At 75.2% G+C, this 23,393-nt stretch carries 25 protein-coding genes; 13 read left to right on the top strand and 12 right to left on the bottom strand.

The annotated features are described in order from the left end of the window. The first annotated feature begins 10 nt into the window (after positions 1-10). A complete protein-coding gene (locus tag HOP40_RS34635) occupies positions 11-424 on the top strand; it encodes an acyl-CoA thioesterase (RefSeq protein ID WP_172167565.1) in 414 nt (137 codons plus the stop codon). Positions 425-497: 73 nt separating this feature from the next. Further along, entirely contained in the window at positions 498-1,124 is a 627-nt protein-coding gene (locus HOP40_RS34630) for a DUF8185 domain-containing protein (RefSeq protein ID WP_172167562.1), read from the top strand. Between the two features lie 51 nt (positions 1,125-1,175). Here HOP40_RS34630 and HOP40_RS34625 read toward each other — a convergent pair whose 3' ends face one another. Further along, positions 1,176-2,684: a glycoside hydrolase family 13 protein gene (locus tag HOP40_RS34625; protein ID WP_172167560.1), complete on the bottom strand. Its 1,509-nt coding sequence runs from the start codon at positions 2,682-2,684 to the stop codon at positions 1,176-1,178. A 143-nt stretch (positions 2,685-2,827) separates the two neighbouring features. On the opposite strand from HOP40_RS34625, the gene HOP40_RS34620 reads away from it, so the two are divergent. Next, positions 2,828-3,805, top strand: coding sequence for a DUF6925 family protein (locus tag HOP40_RS34620; RefSeq protein WP_172167558.1), 978 nt, complete (start codon positions 2,828-2,830; stop codon positions 3,803-3,805). A 4-nt stretch (positions 3,806-3,809) separates the two neighbouring features. On the opposite strand, the gene HOP40_RS34615 is transcribed toward HOP40_RS34620, so the two are convergent. From HOP40_RS34615 to HOP40_RS34600, 4 genes are read right to left on the bottom strand one after another with little or no spacing between them, the layout of a single operon-like run. Then, positions 3,810-4,193, bottom strand: coding sequence for a globin (locus HOP40_RS34615; RefSeq protein WP_172167556.1), 384 nt, complete (start codon positions 4,191-4,193; stop codon positions 3,810-3,812). Positions 4,194-4,215: 22 nt separating this feature from the next. Further along, positions 4,216-5,178, bottom strand: a complete 963-nt coding sequence (locus HOP40_RS34610; RefSeq protein ID WP_172167552.1) for a mechanosensitive ion channel family protein — start codon at positions 5,176-5,178, stop codon at positions 4,216-4,218. After that, positions 5,175-7,247 carry a prolyl oligopeptidase family serine peptidase gene (locus tag HOP40_RS34605; RefSeq protein ID WP_172167550.1) on the bottom strand — a complete coding sequence of 691 codons (2,073 nt, stop codon included), beginning with the start codon at positions 7,245-7,247 and terminating at the stop codon, positions 5,175-5,177. The genes HOP40_RS34610 and HOP40_RS34605 overlap by 4 nt, the downstream gene beginning before the upstream one ends. 57 nt (positions 7,248-7,304) lie before the next feature. Further along, the gene (locus tag HOP40_RS34600) at positions 7,305-7,967 is read right to left on the bottom strand and encodes a pyridoxamine 5'-phosphate oxidase family protein (protein WP_172167548.1); all 663 of its coding nucleotides are present in this window, start codon (positions 7,965-7,967) and stop codon (positions 7,305-7,307) included. Positions 7,968-8,035: 68 nt separating this feature from the next. Between HOP40_RS34600 and pdxR the strand changes: the two genes are divergently transcribed. From pdxR to HOP40_RS34585, 3 genes are read left to right on the top strand one after another with little or no spacing between them, the layout of a single operon-like run. Beyond that, on the top strand, positions 8,036-9,478 hold the full coding sequence (gene pdxR, locus HOP40_RS34595; RefSeq protein ID WP_172167546.1) for a MocR-like pyridoxine biosynthesis transcription factor PdxR: 1,443 nt from the start codon (positions 8,036-8,038) through the stop codon (positions 9,476-9,478). Next, positions 9,465-10,055 carry a YdeI/OmpD-associated family protein gene (locus HOP40_RS34590; protein WP_172167544.1) on the top strand — a complete coding sequence of 197 codons (591 nt, stop codon included), beginning with the start codon at positions 9,465-9,467 and terminating at the stop codon, positions 10,053-10,055. Before pdxR ends, HOP40_RS34590 begins: the two co-directional genes overlap by 14 nt. Beyond that, positions 10,052-10,552, top strand: a complete 501-nt coding sequence (locus HOP40_RS34585; protein ID WP_172167542.1) for a macro domain-containing protein — start codon at positions 10,052-10,054, stop codon at positions 10,550-10,552. The genes HOP40_RS34590 and HOP40_RS34585 overlap by 4 nt, the downstream gene beginning before the upstream one ends. Before the next feature lies 1 nt (position 10,553). Here HOP40_RS34585 and pruA read toward each other — a convergent pair whose 3' ends face one another. Continuing rightward, complete coding sequence (pruA, locus tag HOP40_RS34580; protein WP_172167540.1) at positions 10,554-12,173, bottom strand: L-glutamate gamma-semialdehyde dehydrogenase; 1,620 nt, start codon at positions 12,171-12,173, stop codon at positions 10,554-10,556. Between the two features lie 131 nt (positions 12,174-12,304). Here pruA and HOP40_RS34575 point away from each other — a divergent pair, with 131 nt between their 5' ends. The 3 genes from HOP40_RS34575 (at position 12,305) to HOP40_RS34565 (ending at position 15,716) form a co-directional block, all read left to right on the top strand. Then, the gene (locus HOP40_RS34575) at positions 12,305-13,564 is read left to right on the top strand and encodes a cation:proton antiporter domain-containing protein (protein ID WP_240157432.1); all 1,260 of its coding nucleotides are present in this window, start codon (positions 12,305-12,307) and stop codon (positions 13,562-13,564) included. A gap of 61 nt (positions 13,565-13,625) precedes the next feature. Beyond that, on the top strand, positions 13,626-14,012 hold the full coding sequence (locus tag HOP40_RS34570; protein WP_172167538.1) for a DUF6394 family protein: 387 nt from the start codon (positions 13,626-13,628) through the stop codon (positions 14,010-14,012). A gap of 3 nt (positions 14,013-14,015) precedes the next feature. After that, on the top strand, positions 14,016-15,716 hold the full coding sequence (locus HOP40_RS34565) for a potassium channel family protein (protein WP_205347031.1): 1,701 nt from the start codon (positions 14,016-14,018) through the stop codon (positions 15,714-15,716). A gap of 95 nt (positions 15,717-15,811) precedes the next feature. On the opposite strand, the gene HOP40_RS34560 is transcribed toward HOP40_RS34565, so the two are convergent. After that, positions 15,812-17,407 (bottom strand): PucR family transcriptional regulator, encoded by a 1,596-nt coding sequence (locus HOP40_RS34560; protein WP_172167536.1) that lies wholly within the window; start codon positions 17,405-17,407, stop codon positions 15,812-15,814. A gap of 83 nt (positions 17,408-17,490) precedes the next feature. Between HOP40_RS34560 and HOP40_RS34555 the strand changes: the two genes are divergently transcribed. Then, positions 17,491-18,417 (top strand): proline dehydrogenase family protein, encoded by a 927-nt coding sequence (locus HOP40_RS34555; protein WP_172167534.1) that lies wholly within the window; start codon positions 17,491-17,493, stop codon positions 18,415-18,417. A 21-nt stretch (positions 18,418-18,438) separates the two neighbouring features. Here HOP40_RS34555 and HOP40_RS34550 read toward each other — a convergent pair whose 3' ends face one another. Then, the gene (locus HOP40_RS34550; RefSeq protein WP_172167531.1) at positions 18,439-18,894 is read right to left on the bottom strand and encodes a nitroreductase/quinone reductase family protein; all 456 of its coding nucleotides are present in this window, start codon (positions 18,892-18,894) and stop codon (positions 18,439-18,441) included. A 23-nt stretch (positions 18,895-18,917) separates the two neighbouring features. On the opposite strand from HOP40_RS34550, the gene HOP40_RS34545 reads away from it, so the two are divergent. Further along, positions 18,918-19,388: a MarR family winged helix-turn-helix transcriptional regulator gene (locus HOP40_RS34545; RefSeq protein WP_172167522.1), complete on the top strand. Its 471-nt coding sequence runs from the start codon at positions 18,918-18,920 to the stop codon at positions 19,386-19,388. On the opposite strand, the gene HOP40_RS34540 is transcribed toward HOP40_RS34545, so the two are convergent. Beyond that, a complete protein-coding gene (locus HOP40_RS34540; protein WP_172167520.1) occupies positions 19,373-19,810 on the bottom strand; it encodes a TIGR03618 family F420-dependent PPOX class oxidoreductase in 438 nt (145 codons plus the stop codon). The genes HOP40_RS34545 and HOP40_RS34540 overlap by 16 nt on opposite strands. Before the next feature lie 229 nt (positions 19,811-20,039). Between HOP40_RS34540 and HOP40_RS34535 the strand changes: the two genes are divergently transcribed. After that, positions 20,040-20,210 (top strand): hypothetical protein, encoded by a 171-nt coding sequence (locus HOP40_RS34535; protein ID WP_172167518.1) that lies wholly within the window; start codon positions 20,040-20,042, stop codon positions 20,208-20,210. A 31-nt stretch (positions 20,211-20,241) separates the two neighbouring features. Further along, complete coding sequence (locus HOP40_RS34530; RefSeq protein ID WP_172167516.1) at positions 20,242-20,421, top strand: hypothetical protein; 180 nt, start codon at positions 20,242-20,244, stop codon at positions 20,419-20,421. Positions 20,422-20,443: 22 nt separating this feature from the next. On the opposite strand, the gene HOP40_RS34525 is transcribed toward HOP40_RS34530, so the two are convergent. From HOP40_RS34525 to HOP40_RS34515, 3 genes are all read right to left on the bottom strand, one after another. Continuing rightward, positions 20,444-20,851, bottom strand: a complete 408-nt coding sequence (locus tag HOP40_RS34525) for a four-helix bundle copper-binding protein (RefSeq protein WP_172167514.1) — start codon at positions 20,849-20,851, stop codon at positions 20,444-20,446. Next, the gene (locus HOP40_RS34520; RefSeq protein WP_172167511.1) at positions 20,848-21,474 is read right to left on the bottom strand and encodes an isochorismatase family protein; all 627 of its coding nucleotides are present in this window, start codon (positions 21,472-21,474) and stop codon (positions 20,848-20,850) included. The genes HOP40_RS34525 and HOP40_RS34520 overlap by 4 nt, the downstream gene beginning before the upstream one ends. Positions 21,475-21,535: 61 nt before the next feature. Beyond that, entirely contained in the window at positions 21,536-23,392 is a 1,857-nt protein-coding gene (locus HOP40_RS34515; protein WP_172167509.1) for a hydantoinase B/oxoprolinase family protein, read from the bottom strand. Position 23,393 lies beyond the last annotated feature (1 nt).

Below are 23,393 nucleotides of genomic sequence, written 5' to 3'. Positions count from 1 at the left end.
GGGTGGGGGCGTGGCGCACTTCGTCGCGCAGGTGCCCCTGCGCTGGACCGACCAGGACTCCTACCGGCACCTCAACCACGCGCGCGCGGTGACGCTGCTCGAGGAGGCGCGCATCGCGCTGTTCTTCGAGCGGGCCGAGGCCGACGGCGTCGGCGGGTTCTCCTCCGGGCTCCTCGTCGCCGAGCTCGGCGTGCGGTACGCGAAGCAGGTGGCGTACCGCTCGCACACGCTGCGCATCGTGATGACGGTGGAGGAGGTGCGGGCGGCGTCGTTCGTCATCCGCTACGTCCTGCACGACGGGCCCGGCGAGGACGCGCCGGTCGCGATCACCGCGCACACCCGCATGGCGACCTTCGACCTGGCGGCGCAGCGCCCGCGGCGGCTGACGGCGGAGGAGAAGGCGTGGCTGGGGGAGTGGACGTGAGCGAGCCTGCGAGCTCACCATCGGACACAGCAGTGCCGCGAACGCGGCCGACGAGCGTCAGCGAGGAGGGTGCGTGAGTGCGCTGGCGATCCCCGACGCCGACGAGCGCGGCGACCTCGGCGCGTTCATCGGCCGGGTCGTGCGCCTGGACGCCGTGGCGACCGTGCGGCTGCGCGCGGCGGGCGGGATCGTGACGGCATGGGCGTCGACGCCGTTCGACGTGCTCGCGACGCGCTCGGTGCACGGCACGCTCGACCCCGCCGACGTCACGACGCCGGCGTCGTCGCTGCTCACGGCGCTGTCGGTGGAGCGGGCGGGCGTCGTCGACCCGGGCGCGGGCGGGCTGTGGCAGGGCGAGCTGCCGCCCGTCGACGGGTGGGCGGCGGTCGACGTCGTGCCCGCCGCGGAGATCGAGCAGCTCACCGAGCGCGGGCTGACCGTGGCCCGGGAGAACGCCGGGCCGATGGGGCCGCCGGCGTCGCTGCTGGACCAGACGGTGCTGACCGTGAGCGCGGGGGACGCGCCGGCGGTGAAGGTGCCCATGCGCTGCCTGTTCGCGCTGTCGGGGATGGGGTTCGTCGCCGGGGGCCCCGACGACGCCGTGCGCGTGTCGTCGACGGGCAGCTGGCTGCGCCTGGACGCCCGCTACGGCGCCGTCGTCCGCCGCCGGCTCACCGCGCTGCCGCTGCTGCTGGCCTGAGGTCGTGAGTGGAAAGGAGTGCCCTGGCACTCTTTTCCACTCACGGGGCCGTCAGGCCAGCCACACCGCCGTGTCGGGGGGGAGCAGTCCGCCGCGCAGGGGGCCCGAGGACAGCAGGACGTCGCCCGGGGGCAGGGGCACCGCGACGGTCCCGGTGTTCAGCGCGCACACGAGCGTCGACCCGGAGCGGCGGAACGCGAGGCAGTCCTGCGGGGCGCCGAACCACTCGACGTCGGTGCCGGTGAAGCCGGGGTGGCAGCGGCGCAGCTCGAGCGCGCGCCGGTACACCGACAGCGTGGACGCGGTGTCCTCCAGCTGGTCGGCGACGAGCCGGTCGGCCCACTGCGCGGGGATCGGCAGCCACGGCTCGCCGGAGGTGAACCCGAACCCGGGCGCCGTGCCCTCCCACGGGATCGGGACGCGGCAGCCGTCGCGGCCGCGGTCGGTGCCGCCCGACTGCGTCCAGCGCGGGTCCTGCAGCGCCTCGTCGGGCAGCTCGACGTCGGGCAGCCCGAGCTCCTCGCCGTTGTAGAGGAACACCGTGCCCGGCAGCGCGAGCGTCACCAGCGCCATCGCGCGCGCCCGCGCCTCGCCGCCCCAGCGGGTGACCGGGCGCACGGTGTCGTGGTCGGCCAGCGCCCACGACGGGCGCGAGCGCGTCGGGGCGACGGCCTCGAACGAGTCCTCGATCGCGTCGCGCACGGCGTCGGCGGCGAAGGGGCACTCCAGCAGCCGGTAGGTGAGCCCGACGTGCAGCTCGTCGGGGCGGACGTAGCGGGCGAACGCGTCGTCGTCGCGGACGTCGACCTGCCCGACCAGCACGGTGCCCGGGAAGTGGTCGACGACGGCGCGGACCATCCGGTGCACGTCGTGGACGCCCTCGTGGTCGAAGCGGGGGTCGTCGCGGCACCCGCCGGCGTCGGGCAGGCCCTCGGGCTTGCTCATGCCGTGGGCGACGTCGACCCGGAAGCCGTCGACGCCGCGGTCGAGCCAGAACCGGACCGTCTTGTCGAGGTCGGCCCACACCTCCGGGTTGGTCCAGTCGAGGTCGGGCTGCGCGGGGGAGAACAGGTGCAGGTACCACTCCGGGTCGTCGGGCAGCCGCGTCCACGCGGGTCCGCCGAACACGCTCTGCCAGTCGTTGGGCGGCTCCTGGCCGCCCGGGCCGCGGCCGGGGCGGAAGTGGAAGCGCTCGCGCTCGGGACTGCCCGGCTTCGACGTGCGGGCGGCGCGGAACCACTCGTGCTCGACCGAGGTGTGGTTGGGCACCAGGTCGACGATGATCTTCAGACCGTGCTCGTGGGCGTCGGTGACGAGGGCGTCGAAGACGGCGAGGTCGCCGTACACGGGGTCGACGTCACGGGGGTCGGCGACGTCGTAGCCGTGGTCGGCCATCGGCGACGGGTAGAACGGCGCCAGCGACAGCGCGTCGACGCCCAGCAGCTCCAGGTAGCCGAGGCGGGCGCGGATCCCCTCCAGGTCGCCGATGCCGTCACCGTCGCTGTCGGTGAAGCTGCGCACGTAGACCCGGTAGACCACCGCCTCGCGCCACCACTGCACGGGCAGATCCTGCCAGGCTTCGTTCCCGGATGGCGGGGGGAGTTGGTCACCGCGCGTAGTACGCGTCCCCCGATGGGCCGCACCGGGCGTCGCACATCGAGACCCACCTCGACGGAGCGTGTGAGGCGTGACACGCTCTGCCGATGGACCGGTCGACGGACCCCGCACTCGGCCCCGTCCGGGTCCTGGTCGAGGAGCACCTCGCGCTTGAGACGTCGTCGTGGTCGGCGGGGGCGCCCGGCGCGCTGGCCCGGCTGGCGCGGCTGCCCGGGGAGGCCGCGCAGCGCGGCCCCAACAGCGTGGTCACCCCGCGCGGCGGGCTGCGGATCGTGCTGCCCGACGACGCCGTGGCGATCGCCTACGAGACGCCCTCGGCGCGCGACCCCCTGCGCTGGCACCACGCCGTCGCGTTCTGCGTGCCGGAGGAGACCGCCCGGCGCGAGGCCCGCCGCGTCGTCACCGAGCTCGGGCCCGACGACGGCGCCCTGCGCCCGGCCGACCTCTCCGGCGTCCTGTTCGACCTCGGCCTCGGCGCGCCCGCCGCGGACGTGCTGGTGCGCACCGCCGACCCGGACGCCCTCGCGGTGCTCCGCGGTGCCGTCGGGCGCGACGCCGTCACCGGCGGCCTGCTCGGGCAGTTGACCGGCGTGGCACCCGACGTCCTGGTCGTGACGGCGGCGGGACGCATGGAGATCACCGCGCCCGGCGGCGGCACCGGGCTGCGGCTGCGCCCGTCGCAGGTGCGGCAGGAGCGGGGGCCGGCCACGCACGTGCCGGTGCCCGACGGCTGGGTCCCGGTGCTGCGGCTGCACCCGGCCCACCCGGCGGCGGAGCCCGACGGCGCGCCCCTGCCCTTCGACGCCGAGCGCGACGCCGCGTTCCGCCGGCTCCTCGACGAGCACGGCGACCCGGTGCTGGGCGTGGTCGTGGCCGACGTCGTCGACGCGGTGCGGGAGATGCGCGGGCCCGAGACGATCGACCTGCCCGGTGACCCGGCCAGCCGCGCCGCCGTGGCCGTGACGCTGCGCCGGCTCGCCTTCACCGACGGCACGTCCGGCACGCTGGCCGCGTGGCGCGGGCACTACGGGCCGACGGTGGAGCTCGCCGACCCCGACGAGTAGGGCGTCAGAAGTCGGAGTTCTGCATGCTCGCCGCGGCGTAGGTCATGTACTGCCAGATCTGCTCGCGGTGGGCGTCGTCGAACCCGGCCTCGTCGACGGCGATGCGCATGCAGCGCAGCCACGCGTCGCGCTCGATCGGGCCGACCTTGAACGGGTTGTGCCGCATGCGCAGGCGGGGGTGCCCGCGCTGGTCGGAGTAGGTGCGCGGACCGCCCCAGTACTGCTCCAGGAACATCCGCAGCCGCACCTCGGCCGGGCCGAGGTCCTCCTCCGGGTACAGCGGCCGCAGCACCTCGTCGGCGGCCACCTCCTCGTAGAACCGGGAGACGAGCTTGTCGAAGACGGGCGCGCCGCCCACCTCGGCGTAGAAGTTCTGCGGATCGCTCACGGCTCCATCATCCCCTGCGGCGTCACTTGGCGAGGGGCGGGCCCGCGGGCGGGAGGGCGGGGAGCAGGCCCGGGCGCGGGACGTGGGCGTCGTCGAAGGCGTCGGTGAGGGCGGCGTTGAGCGCGCGCTGCACCAGCCACTGCTTGCCGGGGGCGACCTTGACGGTGAGCCGCAGCGTGACGCCCTCCGGGCCGACGCGCTCCACGCCCAGCACCTCGACGGGCTCCAGGACGTGCGGGGCGACGTCCTCCTGCGCGACGCGCTCGGAGGCGACGGTGCCGATCAGCGCGGTCGCGTCGACGATGTCGGCGCTGTGCGCCACCGGGATGTCGACGACGGCGACGGCGAAGCCCTGGCTCTTGTTGCCCACGCGCAGGATCTCGCCGTTGCGGACGTACCAGACGGTGCCGTTGACGTCGCGCAGCGTCGTGATCCGCAGGCCGACCGCCTCGACGGTGCCGCTGGCCTCGCCGAGGTCGACGATGTCGCCCACGCCGTACTGGTCCTCCATGAGCATGAACATGCCGGACAGGAAGTCCCGGACGAGGTTCTGCGCACCGAAGCCGACCGCCACGCCGACGATGCCGGCCGAGGCGAGGATCGGGCCGAGGTTCACGCCGAACTCGGACAGCACCATGATCGCGGCGATCGTCAGGACGATCACCGAGATGATCGAGCGCAGCACCGAGCCGATGGTGCGGGCGCGCTGGGCGCGCCGCACCGGCGCGGCCGCGGCGGCCGCCGCGGAGGCGCGGCGGGGGAGCCGGGCGTTGGCCGCGCCGTCGACGACGCGCGAGACCAGCCGGTGCAGCAGGTACCGGGCGAGGATCGCCAGCACGAGGATCAGGGCGATCTTCATGGTGGTGCCGACGATCGCGTCGGCCGAGCGCGCCAGGAAGTCGTTGTTGGTCCACTGGTAGAAGCGGGCGCACCAGGTGCCGGCCTCCGAGGCGCAGGCGGGCTGTTCGGGGAGCAGGTCGTTCACGATGAGATCTCCAAACCGGTGTGCGCGGCCAGGAACGCGAGCTGGTCGGCGGCGAGGCCGACGGTGCGGGAGACCGAGCGGGCGCCGTGGCCCACGTCGGTCTCGCGGCGCAGCAGGATCGGGGCCCCGCCGACCGTGGCGTGCTGCAGGGCCGCGCACATCTTGCGGGCGTGCAGGGGGTCGACACGCGTGTCGGACTCGAACACGGTGAACAGCGTCGCCGGGTAGTCGACGCCGTCGGTGACGTGGTGGTAGGGCGAGTAGGACAGCAGCCAGCCCAGCTCCGTCGGGTCGTCGGCCGTGCCGTACTCCTCGTTCCAGGTGCGCCCGAGCGAGAACTCCTCGTAGCGCACCATGTCCAGCAGCGGGGCGGAGCAGACGACCGCGGCGTAGAGGTCGGGGCGCTGGACGAGCGCGGCGCCCACGAGCAGGCCGCCGTTGGACCCGCCCATGATCGACAGCTGGGCGGGCGTGGTGTCGCCGGCGGCGACCAGCGCCCCGGCGGCGGCGTGCAGGTCGTCGAAGACGTTCTGCTTGTGGCCGCGGTTGCCGGCGCGGTGCCAGTCCTCGCCCTCCTCGCCGCCGCCGCGCAGCGACACCAGCGCGTACCCGCCGCCCGCCGCGACCCAGGCCAGCGCCGACGCGGTGTAGGCGGGCTCGCGGCTGATGCCGAAGCCGCCGTAGCCGGTGACGAGGGTGGGGCGCGGGCCGTCGCCGGTGGCCGGGGTGACGACGAACATCCGGACGGTCGTGCCGTCGGCGGAGGTGAACTCCCGCTGCTCGGTGCGGACATCCGGCACCTCGACCGCACCGGGCGCGGTGGCCTCGAGCACGAGCGCGCCGGCCTCGTAGCGGTGCACCTGCGGGGGCGTCACGAGGTCGGTCCAGCCGATCCACAGCTTCCCGTGCTCGGCCGGGGTGTCGCGGTCGGCGACGGTGAGGCCGTGGACCGATCCCGTGCCCGGCAGCGCCACGGTCTCCGCGGGCGTGCCGTCGGGGTGGTGCAGCGCGAGCTCGGCGACGGCGTGGCGGGAGCGCAGGACGGCCAGGCGCGGGGCGTCGCCGTCGAGCAGGACGACGGCGTCGAGCACCGACCCCGGGTCCTCGTCGACGAGCGGGCGCCAGTGCTCGCGCCCGGGCGTCGACGGGTCGGTGACGGCGAGGCGCCAGCGCGGGGCGCCGTCGGTCGTCAGCAGGTAGAGGCGGCCGTCGCGGTCGACCCAGGCGCTGCACTGGACGTCGTCGTCCTGGGCCAGCACGCGGACGAGGTCGCCGCCGACCGGCCCGACCCACAGGCTGTCGCGCCGGGCCGTGCCGACGTTGGCGGTGACGACCGTCCAGGCGCCGTCGCGGGAGGTGCGGACGCCGTAGTAGTTGTGGCCGTCGTAGAGGCCGGGGGCCTCGACCAGCACGTCGTCGCTGGTGGGGGTGCCGAGGCGGTGGCGCCAGATGCGGCGGTGGAACGCCTGCTGCCCCTCGGGCACCTCGGCGGCGTCGACCATCCGCACGAACAGGAACTCCTCGCCGCCGGGCAGCCACGCGACGGCGGAGTAGCGGCAGCGGTCGATCGGCGGCTCGACGTCCTCGCCGGTGGCGACGTCGAGCACGTGCAGCACCGACTGCTCGTCGCCGCCCGCGGAGAGCTGGTAGGCCAGGCGGCGCCCCTCGAGGTCGGGGACCCAGCCGTCGACGGTGGTGAGGCCGGTCGGGTCGATCGCGATCGGGTCGAGCAGCACGCGCTCGGTGCCGTCGGGCTCGCGCACCAGAACGACGGCGTGCTCCTGGCCGGGCTCACGGCGCACCGAGAACCGGCGCCCGGCCCGCCACAGCGGCACCGACACCGAGCCGGACGACAGCAGCGTGCGCAGGTGCCCGGCCAGCGCCTCGCGGCCGGGGAGGGCGTCGAGGTGGGCGGAGGCCAGCTCGTCCTGGGCGTCCGACCAGGCCTTCGTCCGCGGGTCGGCCGCGTCCTCGAGCCAGCGGTAGGGGTCGGCGACGCGGTGCCCGTGCAGGGTCTCGACGAGGTCGAGCCGCTCGGCGGCGGGGTAGGACGTGCTCTGGTCGCTCACGCGGCCCGAGGTTAGTTCACCCGGCCGGGTGTCCCGCCGCCCGTGCTGACCAGCGGTTCAGTCCCGGCGGTCGCCCACGTGCCCGGCCACCGGGGTGCTGGCGGGGAGCAGCGGGCACGGCACGGGCTCGCCGAACACCGTGCGCACCGGCAGCACGCCCGACCAGCGGCCGGTGGGGACGTCGTCGGCGACGTCCTCGTCGTCGTCCAGCGGCGGGCCGGTGCGCACCTTGAGGCTGGCCTCGGTGAGGTCGAGGGCGAGCACGGCGGTGGCGGCGAGCTCCTTGCGGTTCGGCCCGCGGGCGTGCTCCCAGGAGCCGGGCGACATGTTCTCGACGATCGCGCGCAGCCCGGCCAGGCGCTCCGCGTCGTCGGTGACGAGGCGGGGCACGCCGTGCACGACCGCGCTGCGGTAGTTCATCGAGTGGTGGAACACCGAGCGCGCGTAGACGACGCCGTCGACGTGGGTGACCGTGACGCACACCGGCTCGTTCCGCGCGGCGGCGCGCAGGGAGGCCGCCCCGGTGGAGCCGTGCAGGTAGAGGACGTCATCGATGCGGCCGTAGCCGGTGGGCAGCACGACGGGGGCGCCGTCCATCACCAGCCCGAGGTGGCACACCATCCCGGCGTCGAGGACGGCGTGGAGCTCGGACCGGTCGGTGCGGGCGCGGTGCGGGAGGCGCCGGACGGTGCTGCGCGGGGTGGGGGAGAGCGTCGTCATGCGACCATCCTGACCGTCCTGGTGGCATTCTCGAAGGGCCACTGCGTCGCTACTACGGAAGGCCACTCGTGCCGCTGCCCCCGATCGTGCTGGACCGCGCCGGTGAGCACCCGCTGTCGGTGCAGCTCGCCGACGCGCTGCGGGCGGCGACCGCCGACGGGGTGCTGCGCACGGGCGACCGGCTGCCCTCGACGCGGGAGCTGGCCGCCACGCTGGGGGTGAGCCGGACGGTGACGGCGGCGGCGTACGACCAGCTGCTGGCCGAGGGGTGGGTGGGGGCGCGGCGGGGGAGCGGGACGTACGTGGAGCAGGTGCCGCCGGGGGGTGCTCGTGCCGGTGCGGGGGGCGCGCCGAGTTGCAGGAAAGCCACGTTCCCGCCACCAGAGGGCAGGAACGTGGCTTTCCTGCAACAAGGGGACGGGGCGGGCGCGCTCGTCGACCTCTCCGCCGGCACCCCCTGCCTCGACGCCCTCGACCCCGCCGCCTGGCGCCGGGCCTGGCGGGCCGCCGCCGACGGCCCCGCCGACGCCGGGCCCGACCCCGTCGGCATGCCCGCGTTCCGGGCCGCGGTCGTCGAGCACCTGCTGCGCCACCGCGGCCTGCCCGCCGACCCCGCCACGGTGCTCGTCACGCCGGGCAGCTCGGCGGCGGTGGCGGAGCTCGCGCGCACGTTCCCGCCGGGGTCGCGGGTGGCCGTCGAGGAGCCGGGCTACCGGCGGGCGGTGTCGGCGCTGCGGGCGGCCGGGCTCGTCGTCGTGCCGGTGCCGGTGGACGCCGCCGGGCTCGTCGTCGACGCCGTGCCGGCCGGCGTCGCCGCGGTCTACTGCACGCCCGCCCACCAGTACCCGCTCGGCGTGCGGCTGTCCGCGGCGCGGCGGGTCGCGCTGGTGGAGCGGGCCCGCGCCGAGGGGTTCCTCGTCGTCGAGGACGACTACGACGGCGAGCTCCGCTACGACGTCGCCCCGCTCCCGCTGCTGGCCGCGCTCGGCCCGGACGTCGTCGCGCACCTGGGCACGGTGAGCAAGCTGCTCACCCCGACCCTGGGCGTCGGGTGGCTGGTGGCGCCGCCCGCCGTCGTCGACGCCGTGCTGACCGCTCGCGAGGCCACCGGGATGCGGCCCGCCCGCGCCGGGCAGCGCGTGTTCGTCTCGCTCGCCGCGCACGGCGACCTCGCCCGGCACCTGCGACGGCTGCGGCGCGAGCTGGCCGGGCGGCGCGCGGACGTCGTGGCGGCGCTGGCGGGTGCGGGCGTCGCGGTCACCGGGGACGAGGCCGGTGCGCACGTCGTCGCCCTGCTCCCCGGCCCGGACGCCGAGCGCCGGGCGATCACCGACGCCGCCGCCGGGGGCGTGCACCTCGACGGGCTGGGCCGCCACCACGTCGGCGAGCCCGCGACCGCCGGGATCGTGCTCGGCTACGCCGGGCCGCCGGGTGCCGAGCTGCGCCGCGCGCTCCCGGTCGCGGCATCGGCCTTGCGGGCGGCGCTAGGTTGCGGGGATGGCCGAGGATGAGCGCTTCGAGCCGCGGTCGCTCGACGAGTGGCGCGCCTGGCTGTCCGAGCACCACACCCGCCCGCGCGGGGTCTGGCTCGTCACCTGGCGCACCGGCACGAGCGGGCCGCAGATCGGCTACGAGCTGACCGTCGAGCAGGCGCTGTGCTTCGGCTGGATCGACAGCACCGCCCGCAGGCTCGACGACGAGCGCCGCATGCTGTGGTTCGCCCCCCGCAAGAAGGGCAGCGGCTGGGCGCGCACGAACAAGGCGCGCATCGAGCGGCTCACCGCCGCCGGCCTGATGACGCCCGCGGGCACGGCGCTGATCGACGCGGCCAAGGCCGACGGCTCGTGGACGCTGCTCGACGACGTCGAGGACCTCGTGGTGCCCGACGACCTCACGGCCGCCCTCGCCGCGCACCCGCCCGCCGCGGAGCACTGGGCCGCGTTCCCGCCCTCGGCGCGCCGCGCCCTGCTCGGCTGGATCGTGCAGGCCAAGCGTCCGGAGACCCGCGCGAAGCGGATCGCCGAGACCGCGGCGCAGGCCGCGCAGAACCGGCGCGCCAACGAGTGGACCCCGAAGGAGAAGGCGTGACCCTCACCCTGCACCGCGGCGACATCACCACCGACACCGAGGTCGACGCGCTCGTCACCGCGGCCAACAGCGGCCTGCGCGGGGGAGGGGGCGTCGACGGCGCGATCCACCGGGCCGCCGGGCCCGCGCTGCTGGCCGAGTGCCGCCGGATCGGCGGCTGCGCCGTCGGCGACGCCGTGATCACCGGGGCGGGGGACCTGCCCGTGCGCCACGTCATCCACACCGTCGGGCCGGTGTGGTCGGGCGGCGGGCACGGCGAGCCCGCGCTGCTCGCGTCGGCCCACCGGCGGACCGTGGAGGTCGCCGCCGCGCACGGCTGCGCCCGGATCGCGCTGCCCGCGATCAGCTGCGGCGTCTACGGCTACCCCGTCGAGCAGGCCGCCGCGATCGCCGTCGCGAGCACGCGGGAGGCGATGGTCGCGCACCCGGAGGTCGTCGAGGCCCGGTTCTGGCTGTTCGACGAGCGCACGTACGCGGCCTTCTCCGCGGTCCTGTAGCTCAGCCCTGGTGCGGGTACCGGACGGCCGTCGGGGCCACCGAGGTCTCCTTGACCGTCCGCGGGCTGGTCCAGCGCAGCAGGTTGTAGACCGAGCCCGCCTTGTCGTTGGTGCCGCTCGCGCGCCCGCCGCCGAAGGGCTGCTGGCCGACGACGGCGCCGGTGGGCTTGTCGTTGACGTAGAAGTTGCCGGCGGCGAACCGCAGCGACTCCGACGCCCGCGCGACGGCGGCGCGGTCGCGCGCGATCACGGCACCCGTGAGGCCGTAGGGAGCGCCCACGTCGACCTGCTTCAGCACGGTCTCGAAGTCGCCGTCGTCGTAGACGTGGACGGCGAGCAGCGGCCCGAAGTACTCGGTGCGGAACACCTCGTGCGTGGGGTCGGAGCCGACGACGACCGTCGGGCGGACGAAGTACCCGACGCGGTCGTCGGAGGTACCGCCGGCGAGCACGTGCAGCTCGGTCTGCGCCCGCTGCTGCGCGGCGGAGATCTTCTCGAAGCTGCGACGGTCGATCACCGCGCCCATGAAGTGCGAGAAGTCGGTGACGTCGCCCATCGTCAGGGCGTTCACCTCGTCGGCCAGGTCGTCGCGCAGCCGGGACCAGACGCTGCTGGGCACGAACGCCCGCGAGGCCGCGGAGCACTTCTGGCCCTGGTACTCGAAGGCGCCGCGGACCAGCGCGGTGCGCAGGACGTCGACGTCGGCGCTCGCGTGGGCCAGCACGAAATCCTTGCCGCCGGTCTCGCCGACCAGGCGCGGGTAGCTGCGGTAGCCCGCGATGTTGGCCCCGACCTGCCCCCACAGGTGCTGGAACGTGGCCGAGCTGCCGGTGAAGTGGATGCCGGCCAGGTGCGGGTCGGCGAGCAGCACCTCGGAGACGTCCCGGCCGTCGCCGGTGAGCAGGTTGACGACGCCGGGCGGCATCCCGGCCTCCTCCAGCAGCCGCATCGTCAGGTGCGCGGCGAGGCCCTGCGTCGGCGAGGGCTTCCAGATCACCGTGTTGCCCATCAGCGCGGGCGCGGTGGGGAGGTTGCCGGCGATCGCGGTGAAGTTGAACGGCGTGATCGCGTAGACGAAGCCCTCGAGCGGGCGGTAGTCCATGCGGTTCCAGACGCCCGGCGAGCTCTGCGGCTGGTTGTCGTGGATCTCGCGGGCGAAGGCGACGTTGAAGCGCCAGAAGTCGGCCAGCTCGCACGCGGCGTCGATCTCGGCCTGGTAGCAGGTCTTGGACTGGCCGAGCATCGTCGCGGCGTTGAGGCGGTCGCGCCACGGCCCGGACAGCAGGTCGGCGGCGCGGAGCAGGACGGCGGCCCGGTCGTCGAAGGGGAGGTCCCGCCACGCCGGGGCCGCGCGCAGGGCCGCCTCGACGGCCCCCTTCGCGTCCTCGCGGGTGGCGTTCCCGCCCGTGCCGAGCACGTGGGCGTGGTCGTGCGGCGCGACCACGTCGAACGGCGCACCGCCGGCCAGGTGCTGCTCGCCGCCGATGGTGACGGTCAGCTCGTGGTGGCGGCCGCCGACGTCGGCCAGCGCGGCCTGCAGCGACGCCCGCTCCGGGCTGCCGGGGGCGTAGTCGCGGACCGGCTCGTTGCGCGGCGCCGGGGTGCGGGTCAGGGCGTCCATGGACCGAGCGTAGGAAGCCGGGCCGATCGGAGTCTCATCCGATCGGACAGGGTCGACCGCCTACTGTCGTCGGATCGCACCAGGGTGTGGCGGGTTTGCCCGCGGGCACTCCTACGCGTCACCACCCACTCGTGAACGGACTCGCCGTGGACCTGCTCGACCTGTCGTTCGCGCTCGTGGGCGTCGGCGCCCTCTCGGCCGGGCTCCTGCCCCGGCTGCTGGCCGGCCGGCCGCTGTCGCTGCCGATCGTGTTCCTCGGGCTCGGGGCGCTGGTCTTCGCCGCCGTGCCCGCCCTGCCCGATCCCGACCCGCTCGCGCACCCGGAGATCGCCGAGCACCTGACCGAGGTCGGCGTGATCGTGGCGCTGATGGGGGCGGGGCTGAAGCTGGACCGCAAGATCGGCTGGCGCTCGTGGTCCTCGACGTGGCGCCTGCTCGGCATCGGGATGCCGCTGATGATCGTCGCCACCTCGCTGCTGGGGTGGTGGGCGCTGGGACTGGCCCCGGCCGCGGCGCTGCTGTTCGGCTCCGCGCTCGCGCCCACCGACCCGGTGCTGGCCTCGGACGTGCAGGTGGGGGAGCCGAACACCGAGACCGAGGACGGCGAGGACGAGGTCCGCTTCGCGCTCACCTCGGAAGCCGGTCTCAACGACGCGCTCGCGTTCCCCTTCGTCTACGCCGCGATCGCGATCGCGCTGGCCGGGGCGGGCACGGTCGGCTGGGTCGGCGGCTGGGTGCTGCACGACGTCGTCATCAAGATCACCGTCGGGGTCGTGGGCGGGGTGCTGGTCGGGCGCGGGCTGGGGGCGCTGTTCTTCCGGCCGCAGTCCGAGCGGCTGCACCTGGCGTCGCACGCCGAGGGGTTCGTCGCGCTCGCCGCGACGTTCCTCGCCTACGGGCTCACCGAGGTCGCGGGCGGCTACGGGTTCCTCGCGGTGTTCGTCTGCGCCCGTTCCATCCGCGCCACCGAGCGCTCGCACGAGTACCACCAGGTGCTGCACGACTTCGTCGAGCAGATCGAGCGCCTGCTCACCGTCCTGTTGCTCGTGCTGTTCGGCGGGGCGATCGTGCGGGGGCTGCTCGGGCCGCTCACCTGGCAGATGGTCGCCGTCGGGCTGGTGCTCGTGCTGCTGGTCCGGCCGGTGACGTCCTGGATCGCGCTGCGCGGAGGGCCGGGGACGCCCCAGGAGCGCACGGCGATCGCGGTGTTCGGCATCCGCGGGATCGGGTCGTTCTACTACCTCGCCTACGCGACGGCGAAGGCGCCGTTCGAGGGGGCGGAGCAGGTCTGGGCGGCGGTCGGCTTCGTGGTGGTGGTGTCGGTGGTCGTGCACGGGATCGTCGCGACGCCGGTGATGGCGCGCCTGGACCGCAGGCGGGAGGCCGCGTGATCGGGCGCAGCGGCGGCTGCCGGGATACGGTCCGCGCGTCGGACGGGGGACGGGGAGCGCGATGAACCTCGAGAAGGTGGTCTTCGGCTTCTTCGTGCTGCTCGCGGCCACCCTGAACTTCGGCTTCGTCCTCGGCGACATCGACGACCCGGCCCAGCACAACGTCTACGAGCTGTTCGCCGCGATCGTCGTCAGCCTCGTCGCCACCGTGCTGAAGTTCGGCGACCGGACCCAGATGGGCGCGGTGCACCTGGCCACGAGCCTCGTCGCCGACCTGCAGCTCGTCGCGGCGGCCGTGCTGTGGGGCGTCACGGTGAACGTCACCGGCGGTGTGCTCGACGCGTCCAGCACGACCGGCGTCGTCTCGCTGGCGGCGGGCGCGCTCCTGGCCAACGCGGTGTCGGTGGTCCTGCTCGTGGCCGAGACGGTCTCCTTCCGCGGGCCCTGAGCCGTGAGCGCGCCGCCGTCCGCCACGTTCTTCCTGGCCATGCGCCGGATGCGGGTCCCGCTGATCACGCTCGTCGTGATCTTCGCGATCGCGGTGCTGGGGCTGACGCTGATCCCCGGGCAGGACGACCAGGGACGGCCCTACCAGCTCGGCTTCCTCGACGCGTTCTACTTCATGAGCTACACCGCCTCGACGATCGGCTTCGGCGAGCTGCCCTACCCGTTCACCTACGGCCAGCGGCTGTGGGTCACGGCGATGATCTTCCTGACCGTCATCGGGTGGGCGTACGCGATCGGCTCGCTGCTCGCGCTGCTGCGCGACCGCACCTTCCGCGCGGCGATCGCGCGGGCGCACGTCAGCCGCAAGGTCGCCCGGCTGCGCGAGCCGTTCCTGCTGATCGCGGGCTACGGGCGGACGGGGGAGCTGCTCGGCCGCTCGTTCGACGCCCTGGGCAGGCGGTTCGTCGTGCTCGACATCGACCGCGACCGGATCGAAGGGCTCGACCTGGCCCCGTTCCGCGCCGACGTGCCCGGGTTCGTCGCCGACGCCCGCGACGCGGTCGCCCTCACCCTCGCCGGCATCGACAACCCGCGCTGCACGGGCGTCCTCGCGCTCACCAACGACGACGAGGCCAACCTGACCGTCGTCATGGCCGCGGCGCTGCTGCGGCCCGGGCTGCCGGTCGTCGCGCGGACGGCGGCGCCGCTGATCGCGGAGCGGATGCGGGCGTTCGGCGAGCCGACCGTCGTCAACGCCTTCGCGGCGTTCGGCCGGCACCTGTGCATCGCGCTGCGCGCCCCCGCGACCTACCAGCTGATGACGTGGCTGGAGAGCGGCCCGGGCGCGGAACTCCCGCCGCGGGGCGCGCCGCCGCGCCAGGGCCGCTGGGTCGTCTGCGGGTACGGCCGGTTCGGCCGGCGCCTGACCGAGGACCTGTCCGCCGAGGGGCTGGAGGTGACGACCGTCGAGCCGTCGCCCGACCCCGACGAGGACGCGCCGGCGATCGTCGGCGACGGCTCGGACCCGCGGGTGCTGGCCCGCGCCGACCTGCCCGGCGCCGTCGGCCTGGTGGCCGCCACCGACAACGACGCCGCCAACCTCTCGCTCGTGGCCGCGGCGCGCAGGGCCAACCCGGACCTGTTCGTCGCGGCCCGGCAGAACCGGGCCGACGGGGCGCCGCTGTTCGCCGCGATGGGCGTGGACGCGCTGCTGGTGCCGACGGAGATGGTGGCCCACGAGGTGTACGCGCAGCTCAGCACGCCGCTGCTGTACCGGTTCCTGGGCGTCGCTGCGGAGCACGACGACGCCTGGGCCGCCGAGCTCGTCGACCGGCTCACCGACCTGTGCGGGCGGCGGCTGCAGTCGATCTGGAAGTTCCGGCTCGACGGCGAGCGCGCCCCGGGCCTGCGGGCGCCGCTGGCCGCCGGCGGGGTCCTGCTCGGTGACCTGCTGCGCGACCCCGACGCCCGCGAGCGCCCGCTGCGCGCCGTCGTGCTGCTGGTGCTGCGGGACGGCGAGGCGATCCCGGCGCCCGGCGCGGACCTGGTCCTGCGCCCCGACGACGAGCTGCTCGTCGTCGGGCGGGCGGCGGCCCGGCGGTCGCTGGACGCCACGCTCCTCGACGAGGCCGCGGCGACCTACGCGCTGACCGGGAACCGGGTGCCCTCGGGCTGGTTGTGGCGGCGCCTGAGCCGGACCGGCTAGATCATCAGGCCCGGCGTACCGAAGTCGGGCGGTCCGGACCGCCACCTCGCACACGGAGTGGTGACCTCGCACGGCGTCGGCGGTGTGCGAGGTGCTCAGCGGGTGTGCGAGGTCGGCTGGGAGCGGAACGCGCGCAGCAGGTGCAGGTGGTGCACGACCCGGGCGGCCGGGTCGTCCAGGCGCAGCCCCGCCACCTCCGACGCCCGCCGCAGCCGGTAGCGCAGCGTGTTGGGGTGCACCGTGAGGCGGGCGGCGGCCGCGCGGACGTCGCCGAGGGCGTCGAGCAGGGCCAGCACCGAGGCGGCGAGGTCGCTGCCGTGCGCGGCGTCGTGGGCGAGCAGGGCGGCCGCGGCGGGGTCGTGCAGGTCGCCGAGGCGGGCGAGGGTCTCGTCGAGCAGGATCTCCGCGCGCAGGTCGCCGATGGCGGCGACGTCGGCCTCGGGGGGCATGGCGTCGAGCACCCGGTCGGCGTCGGCGCGGGAGGCGGGCACCCCGGCGAGCCCGGCGACGCCCGACCCGATCCCGGCCCGGACCCGGCCGCCCGCGCGCCGGCCGGTGATCGCGACGACCTCCGCGCACATCGCGTGCAGCGCGGGCGGCACGCGGTCGGCGTCGACGGCGGGCAGCACGGCGTACACGCGCGCCCCCACCGGCGCGGTCAGCGCGCCCCGGCGGAACGTCGCGGCGTGCACCGACACGACCTCGGCCAGCTCCGCCGCGCCGAGCTCGGCGACGCCGGGCTCCGCCGCCCCGGTGCCCGCCGCGAACCCGACCACCACCGCGGGCTCGGCGGCGTCGAGCCCGAAGGTCGCGGCCACCAGGTCGGCGCCGACCCGCCCCTCCAGCAGCCCGGCGACGACGTCGCGGCTCCAGCGCGCGCCGGGGGACTGCTGCGACCGCCGCCGGATCAGGTGCCCCGCCGCCACCCGCGCCGCGCCGACCAGCACCGACTCGGCGCGGTCCGCGAACGGCGTCGCCCCCTCCTGCACCCAGATCGTGCCGAGCTGGCGCTGCCCCGCGTGGACGCCGACGGCGAGGCGGCGGCGGATGCCCAGCTCGGCGTGCTCGTCGATGCGGACGACCTCCTCGCCCGCGCGCAGGCGGTCGAACACGCCCCAGCCGCGCAGCGTGGCGAGGTAGTCGGCGGGACCCTGCCAGCCCAGGATCGAGCGGCGGCGCAGCTCGTCGGGCGAGGTCGAGTCCGACCGGGAGTAGGCCAGCACGCGGCTCGCGGTGTCCTCGATGCTGACCAGGCCGCCGGTGAGCCGCCCGACGGTCTGCGCGAGGGAGTAGAGGTCGCCCGCGTCGTCCCCGTCGGCGGGGGTGCCGTCGTCGAGGACGCCGTGGACGAGCGCCTCGAGGTGGTCCCAGCGGACGTCGGCGCGCACGGCGAGGAGCGCGACGCCGGCGTCGGCGGCGGCCGCGCGCAGCTCCTCGTCGGTCCCCGTGCCGGCGGGCTTCACGGCCACCGCGACGGCCCCGCGCCGGGCCGCGGCGCGCAGCGGACGGATCGCGTCGCGGCCGCGGGCGCCGATGACCAGCACCAGGCGGCCGGGGTGGTCGGCCGGATCGTCGTCGGGGTCGAGGATGGCGGTGCCGGAGACGGGAACGCCGAGCCCGGCCGGTGCGACCCGGACCTCCGCCAGCGGCTCCCCGATCGCGGCGAGCACCTGGGCCAGCGTCGTCTCCATCGTCGGATCGTACGGGCGGAGTCCGGTTTCGTTGTCCGTCCGGACGAACCGGGCGTGGTGCGACCCGCTTAACGTTCCGGCCCATGCTGAGGTCCGCCCAGAGAACGGCACTGCTGGCGGCGTCCCGGTCCGGGGCGCTGCGCACGCTCGCCGAGAACACCGCACTGCTGCGCCCGGTCGTCGACCGGTTCGTCGCGGGGACGACCGTCGACGAGGTGGTGGCGGTGGCCCGCGACCTCACCGCCGACCGGTGCGTCACCGTCGACCACCTCGGCGAGGACACCACCGACCGCGCCCGCGCGGCGGCGAACGTCGACGCCTACCGGACGCTGCTGCGCCGCCTGGGCGATGACGGGCTCGCCCCCCGCGTCGAGGTGTCGGTGAAGCTCTCGGCGCTCGGGCAGGCCCTGCCGGGCGTCGATGCGGAGAAGATCGCGCTCGACCACGCGCGGCAGGTCTGCGAGGCCGCGCACGCCGTCGGCACGACCGTCACCGTCGACATGGAGGACCACACGACGACCGACTCCACCCTGGGGATCGTGCGCGACCTGCGCGTCGACCACCCGTGGGTCGGCGCCGTCGTGCAGGCCGGGCTGCGCCGCACCGAGGGCGACTGCCGCGACCTCGCGGGGCCGGGGTCGCGGGTGCGCCTGTGCAAGGGCGCCTACGACGAGCCGGCGTCGGTGGCCTTCCGCCACCGGCACGAGGTCGACCTCTCCTACGTCCGCTGCCTGAGGATCCTCATGGACGGCGACGGGCTGCCGATGGTGGCCACGCACGACCCGGTGTTGATCGACATCGCCCGGCACCTCGGGCGCGACCGGCCCCACGAGATCCAGATGCTGCACGGCGTCCGCCCCCGCGAGCAGCAGGCGCTCGCGGCGGCGGGGGAGACCGTCCGGGTCTACCTCCCGTACGGCACCGAGTGGTACGGCTACTTCGTCCGGCGCCTGGCCGAGCGCCCCGCCAACCTGGCGTTCTTCGCCCGGTCCCTGCTCACGAGAGGCTGATGGCCTGAGACCGTCCGCCCCTCACGGGCGGGGGCGGATCTCGAGCACCCCGACGCGGTCGGCGATCGCCTCGAACTCGTCGGCGTCACCCCGCTCGACGAGGCCGAGCCGCACGAAGAACGGGACGCCGCCGCCCGCCTGGCCGGGAAAGGCGCGCAGGACACGCCGCCGCAGGGCGGGGTCGGCGACCTCCTCCAGCGCGACGGGCGTGCGGCGGCGGCCCCGCGCGAGCTCGCCGTGCCCGGCCGCGCGGGCGTTCTGCGCCCAGTCGGCCCGGGGCAGCGCGGCCACGGCGAAGCGCCGACCGTCGACCTCGATCGGGGTGACGGGGGTGGTGCGCGGCTCGCCGGTCGTGCGGCCGGGCACCGTCAGCACCTGCACCGGGCCGGTGCTCAGGCCGAGCCTGCCCAGCGCCACCACCACGCGGTTCATCGGACGCAGCCACCCGGGCAGCGAACGCTTCGGTTGCCGAATCATTCGGCTACGGTAGCTTCCTTCGGGTGTCGAAGCAATCGTCGGTGGTGCAGGTGGCGCGGGCCGCGGCCGACTTCGGGGACGCCGCCGACGCCGTCGACCGCGCCGCGGCCGAGCACCTGGGCGTCAACCGCACCGACCTGCGGATCCTCGCGGCCGTGCGGCTCGGCGGGCCGGTCTCGGCGGGCGCGCTGGCCGGCGCCGTCGACCTCTCGCCGCCCGCCACCACCGAGGCCGTGCAGCGCCTCGTCGCGCGCGGGCTGCTCACGCGCGACGTCGACCCCGACGACCGCCGCCGCGCCCTCATCGCGCTCGTGCCCGCCACCCGCAACGCGCTCGATCGGCTCTACGGCCCGGTGCGGGCCGAGGGGCACGCGCTGCTGGGCCGCTACAGCGAGGACGAGCTCGCGCTGCTGGCCGACTTCCTCGACCGCGGGCGGCGCCTGCAGCTCGACGCGGCGGAGCGGATCCGGCGGGAGGGTCAGGCGTTGCCGTAGACCCGGGTCGGTGTCACGAGGACCGCGACCCGGCCCTCCTCGCGCATCGTCCGGTCGTAGGCGTCCCAGTCGTCGTGGGTGCCGCCGGCGGCGGTGAAGACCGCGCGCAGCAGCAGGCGCAGCTCCTCGGCGTCGATGTCGCCGTCCTCGGGGCCGAGCAGCTCGCAGTCGCCGTCGACGGCGGCCCAGCGCCAGCCCGCCCGCCAGCACAGCGACGTGGCCGGGCGGGCGCGCAGGGCGCGCAGCTTCACCGGCCCGTAGGTCACGTACGCGACGACCGGCTCCCCGGTGCGCGGGTGGTCGAGCACCCCGGCGTTGACGAGCGAGCTGTGCGGGGTGCCGTCGGCGCGGACCACGGCGACGGTGGCCAGCCCGCTCTCCTGCGCGACGATGCGGCGGACGGCGGCGAGGTCGGTGGGCACGGGCGCGAGGCTACAACAGCCGCGGCTGTCCGGACCCGGCTCGCGGGAGGCTGTCGAGCCGGGCGGGATGCGCCATCAAGGGGTGTCGTCGTGGGCGTTCGGAGCAGCCCGGGGGCGGGTCCTGGGCCGAACGGTGCACGCCGCGTCACGGTTCGGCCGCGACGCCAGCGGGGCGGGCGCGCTGCCCCGATCCTGGCGCGCACCAGCCCCTCACCCCCGGAGGTTCCCCGTGGTCGCCATCGCCGCCGCGGTCCTGTTCGGACTCGCGCTCCTGTTCCAGCTCGCCGGCATCTCCGTGCCGGTGCTCACCGCCGACGTCCTCATCACGGCGGGTCTGCTCTGCGTGGCCCTGCACCTCGCGGGCATCGGCACGAGCCGCCGCGCCCGCTCGCGTCGCTGACCCCCACCGCTCCCCTACCGGAAGGACCACCATGGTCGCCGTCGTCGCCGCCGTGCTCTTCGGGCTCGCCCTGCTCTTCCAGCTCATCGGCTTCGCCCTGTCCGTGATCACCGCGGAGGTGCTCGTCACCGCCGGGCTGCTGTGCGTCGCGCTGCACCTGGCCGGCGTGGGCAACACGGTGCAGGTGCGCAGCTACCGGCGGCGCCGCTGAGCACAGATCCCGACGAGCGCGGCTAGGACGCGGCGTCGAGCAGCGCGCGGCACGCCCGCTCGCAGCGGCGGCACGCCTCGGCGCACACCCGGCAGTGCTCCATCCCGGCGTCGCCGTGGGTGGAGCACTCGTCGCCGCAGCGGCGGCAGGCCGTGGCGCAGGCCTCCAGCACGGCCCGCGTCACCTGCGCGTCGTAGGCGGTCTGGCGGCTGAGCACGCGCGAGGTGGCCGTGCAGACGTCGGCGCAGTCGAGGTCCAGGCGGATGCAGGCCACCATCGCGGCGACGTCGGACTCGGACAGGCAGGCGTCGGCGCAGGCCGTGCAGGTCTGGGCGCACTCGACGCAGGCCGCGATGGCTTCGGCGAGGGCGTCGCGGTCGAGGTCGAAGTGGGCGGGGGTCGTGTCGAGCATCTCGGCGGCACGTGTCATGCCCCCGGGCTACCCGCTCCCAGCCGGTCCAGTGCGGCGTCGAGGTCCTCGACGTCGGCGTACTTGGCGTCGAGGTCGGCGAGGTTGTGCGCGTGCAGGTCCGGCGTCCGGTCGGCGCAGGCCTGGCGCACGACGTGCGGGCGGAAGCCGTGGTGCAGCGCGTCGGTCGCCGTGGCGCGCACGCACCCCGACGTCGACACCCCGGTGATCACCAGGGTGTCGACGCCGAGCGCGTGCAGCGTCGGCGCGAGCGACGTGCCGGCGAACCCGCTCGCGTACTGCTTGACGACGACCGGCTCGCCCGGGGCGGGGTCGAGCACGAGCGCACCCCAGTCGCCGTCGGCGCCCTCGGCGAACGCGGCCAGCGCCGGGACCTTGCGCACGAACAGCCCGCCGTCGGCCAGGTCGCGGTCGTAGCGCACGACCGTCCAGACGACCGGGAGCCCCGCGGCCCGGGCGGCGTCGACCAGGGCGGCGGTGGCCGCGACGGCCGGGCCTGCGTCGGGCAGCAGGAACGGCCCACCCGGCTCGGTGTAGGCGCGGACCAGGTCGATGACCAGGACGGCGGGGCGCACGCCCCACCCGACGCGCCCGGAGAACGCCGTCCCGTGCGGCCCGGTCATGCGGCTGCGCCGCTCGTGAGTGGCAACCAGGGCTCTGGCCCTGGTCGCCACTCACGGGCTTTCACGACCACACCGGCTGCTTCGGCGCGGGGAGGCCCGTCTCGGCCTCGCAGTTCGCCAGGATCTCCGCCATCGGCGGCCCCATGTCGAACACCGGCAGGTCCGCGGGCCGCGACCCCCGCATCTCCGCCCGCAGCGACGCGGTCGCGTCCGCGTCGCCGACGACCACGCCGTAGCGCCGCGCCCCCTCCTCGGTGACCAGCCCGCGCCGCACCTCGAGCTCGACGAGTGCGGGGTCGCGCTCCAGGGGGTCGCCCCAGCCGCCCCCGCCCCACGTCACGAAGTGCAGGACGTCGCCGGGGGAGACCGGCACGTCGTGGCACTTGCTCGGCAGCACCTCGCGCGACCCGTCGGGCCGCTCCAGCCACTTCGTCCCGCGCGCGCCCGGCGCCCCGCCGTTGACGCCCCACGGGTAGGTCAGCCAGCGGTCGTCGTGGATCGCGATGGTGCCCGGCTCCTCGAACACGTACGCCACGTCGACGCCGTTGCCGCCGCGGTGCAGGCCCGCGCCGCCGGTGTCGGAGACCGTCTCCCACTTCTCGATCCGCAGCGGGTAGTAGGACTCCAGGTACTCGCACGGGATGTTGACGAAGCTCGGCCACAGCGAGTGCCCGTCCGGCCCGTCGCCCAGCGGACGCCCGGGGATCCCGCCGAAGCCGATCGAGTACAGCTGGAACCACTCGCCCTTGCGCTCGCCGGTGGAGTAGTTGCCCGAGTACATGAAGTGCGGCGACGACGAGAAGCCGGCCGCGTTGAGCAGCGCCGGGTTGGTCTGCCCGAGCAGGCCGCCGAACAGGTCGAACACGCGCCCGATGCCGTGGTTGCGCCCGTTGAGCGACGCCGGGTGCTTGGGCTTCCAGTACGAGCCGTCGGGGATCGTGACGTCGACGAGCGGGTAGAAGCCGTCGTTCCAGAGGATCTGCGGGTCGGCCACGGTGATCATGTAGATCCCGAAGAACATCCGCGTCAGGTTCTCGTTGATGTAGTAGTTGATCGGCCCCGCCGCCTGGGGCGAGCTCCCCGTGAAGTCCAGGTGCACCTTCTCGCCGGTGCGGGTGAGCGAGAGCTTCAGCTCGTAGGGGCCGTTGCCGACGCCGTCGTCGCAGATGTAGTCGGTGAAGGACAGCGTGCGGCCCTCCTCGAACACCATCGACAGCAGCGCCTTCATGGCGTCGTAGTTGCGCTGCAGCAGGGCGTCGAGCGCGGAGAGGTAGACGTCGGTGCCGAAGCGGTCGCACATCTCCACGACCCGGCGCGACGCCGTGCGGCAGGCCGCGACCAGCCCGTTGAGGTCGGCGCGGTTCCAGTCGGGCATCCGCACCTGGTTGAGGATGATCCGCAGCGCGTCCTCGTTGAGCACGCCCTTCGAGTACAGCTTGAAGGGCGGGATGACCACGCCCTCCTCGTAGATCGTGCGGGCGTCGGTCGGCATCGAGCACGGCGTCTTGCCGCCGACGTCGGACATGTGCCCGAACATCGACGCCCACCCGACGACCCGCCCGTCCTGGAAGATCGGCACGACGATCAGCCAGTCGTTGGCGTGGCTGATCGCGGCGCCGCAGGCGTACGGGTCGGACGTGAGCAGGACGTCGCCCTCCTCGACGGTGTCGTCGAAGCCCTCGAGGAAGTCGGGGATCGACAGGCCGAACTGCCCGACGACCATCTTCCCGGACGGGTCGCCGATCAGCGGGAACTCGTCGTGCTGCTCGCGGATGCCGGGGGACAGGGCGGTGCGGAAGAGCACCTCGTCCATCTCGTAGCGGGCGTTGCGCAGGCCGTTCTCGATGAGGTCGAGGACGACGGGGTCGACCTCGGTCCTCTCGACGGTGCCGGTCGCGGTCTCGACGATGCGCGCCATC

Source organism: Pseudonocardia broussonetiae, from assembly GCF_013155125.1.
GTDB lineage: Bacteria > Actinomycetota > Actinomycetes > Mycobacteriales > Pseudonocardiaceae > Pseudonocardia > Pseudonocardia broussonetiae.
The sequence above is the reverse complement of the archived record's forward strand: the minus strand, read 5'-3'. Positions and strand labels throughout refer to the sequence as shown.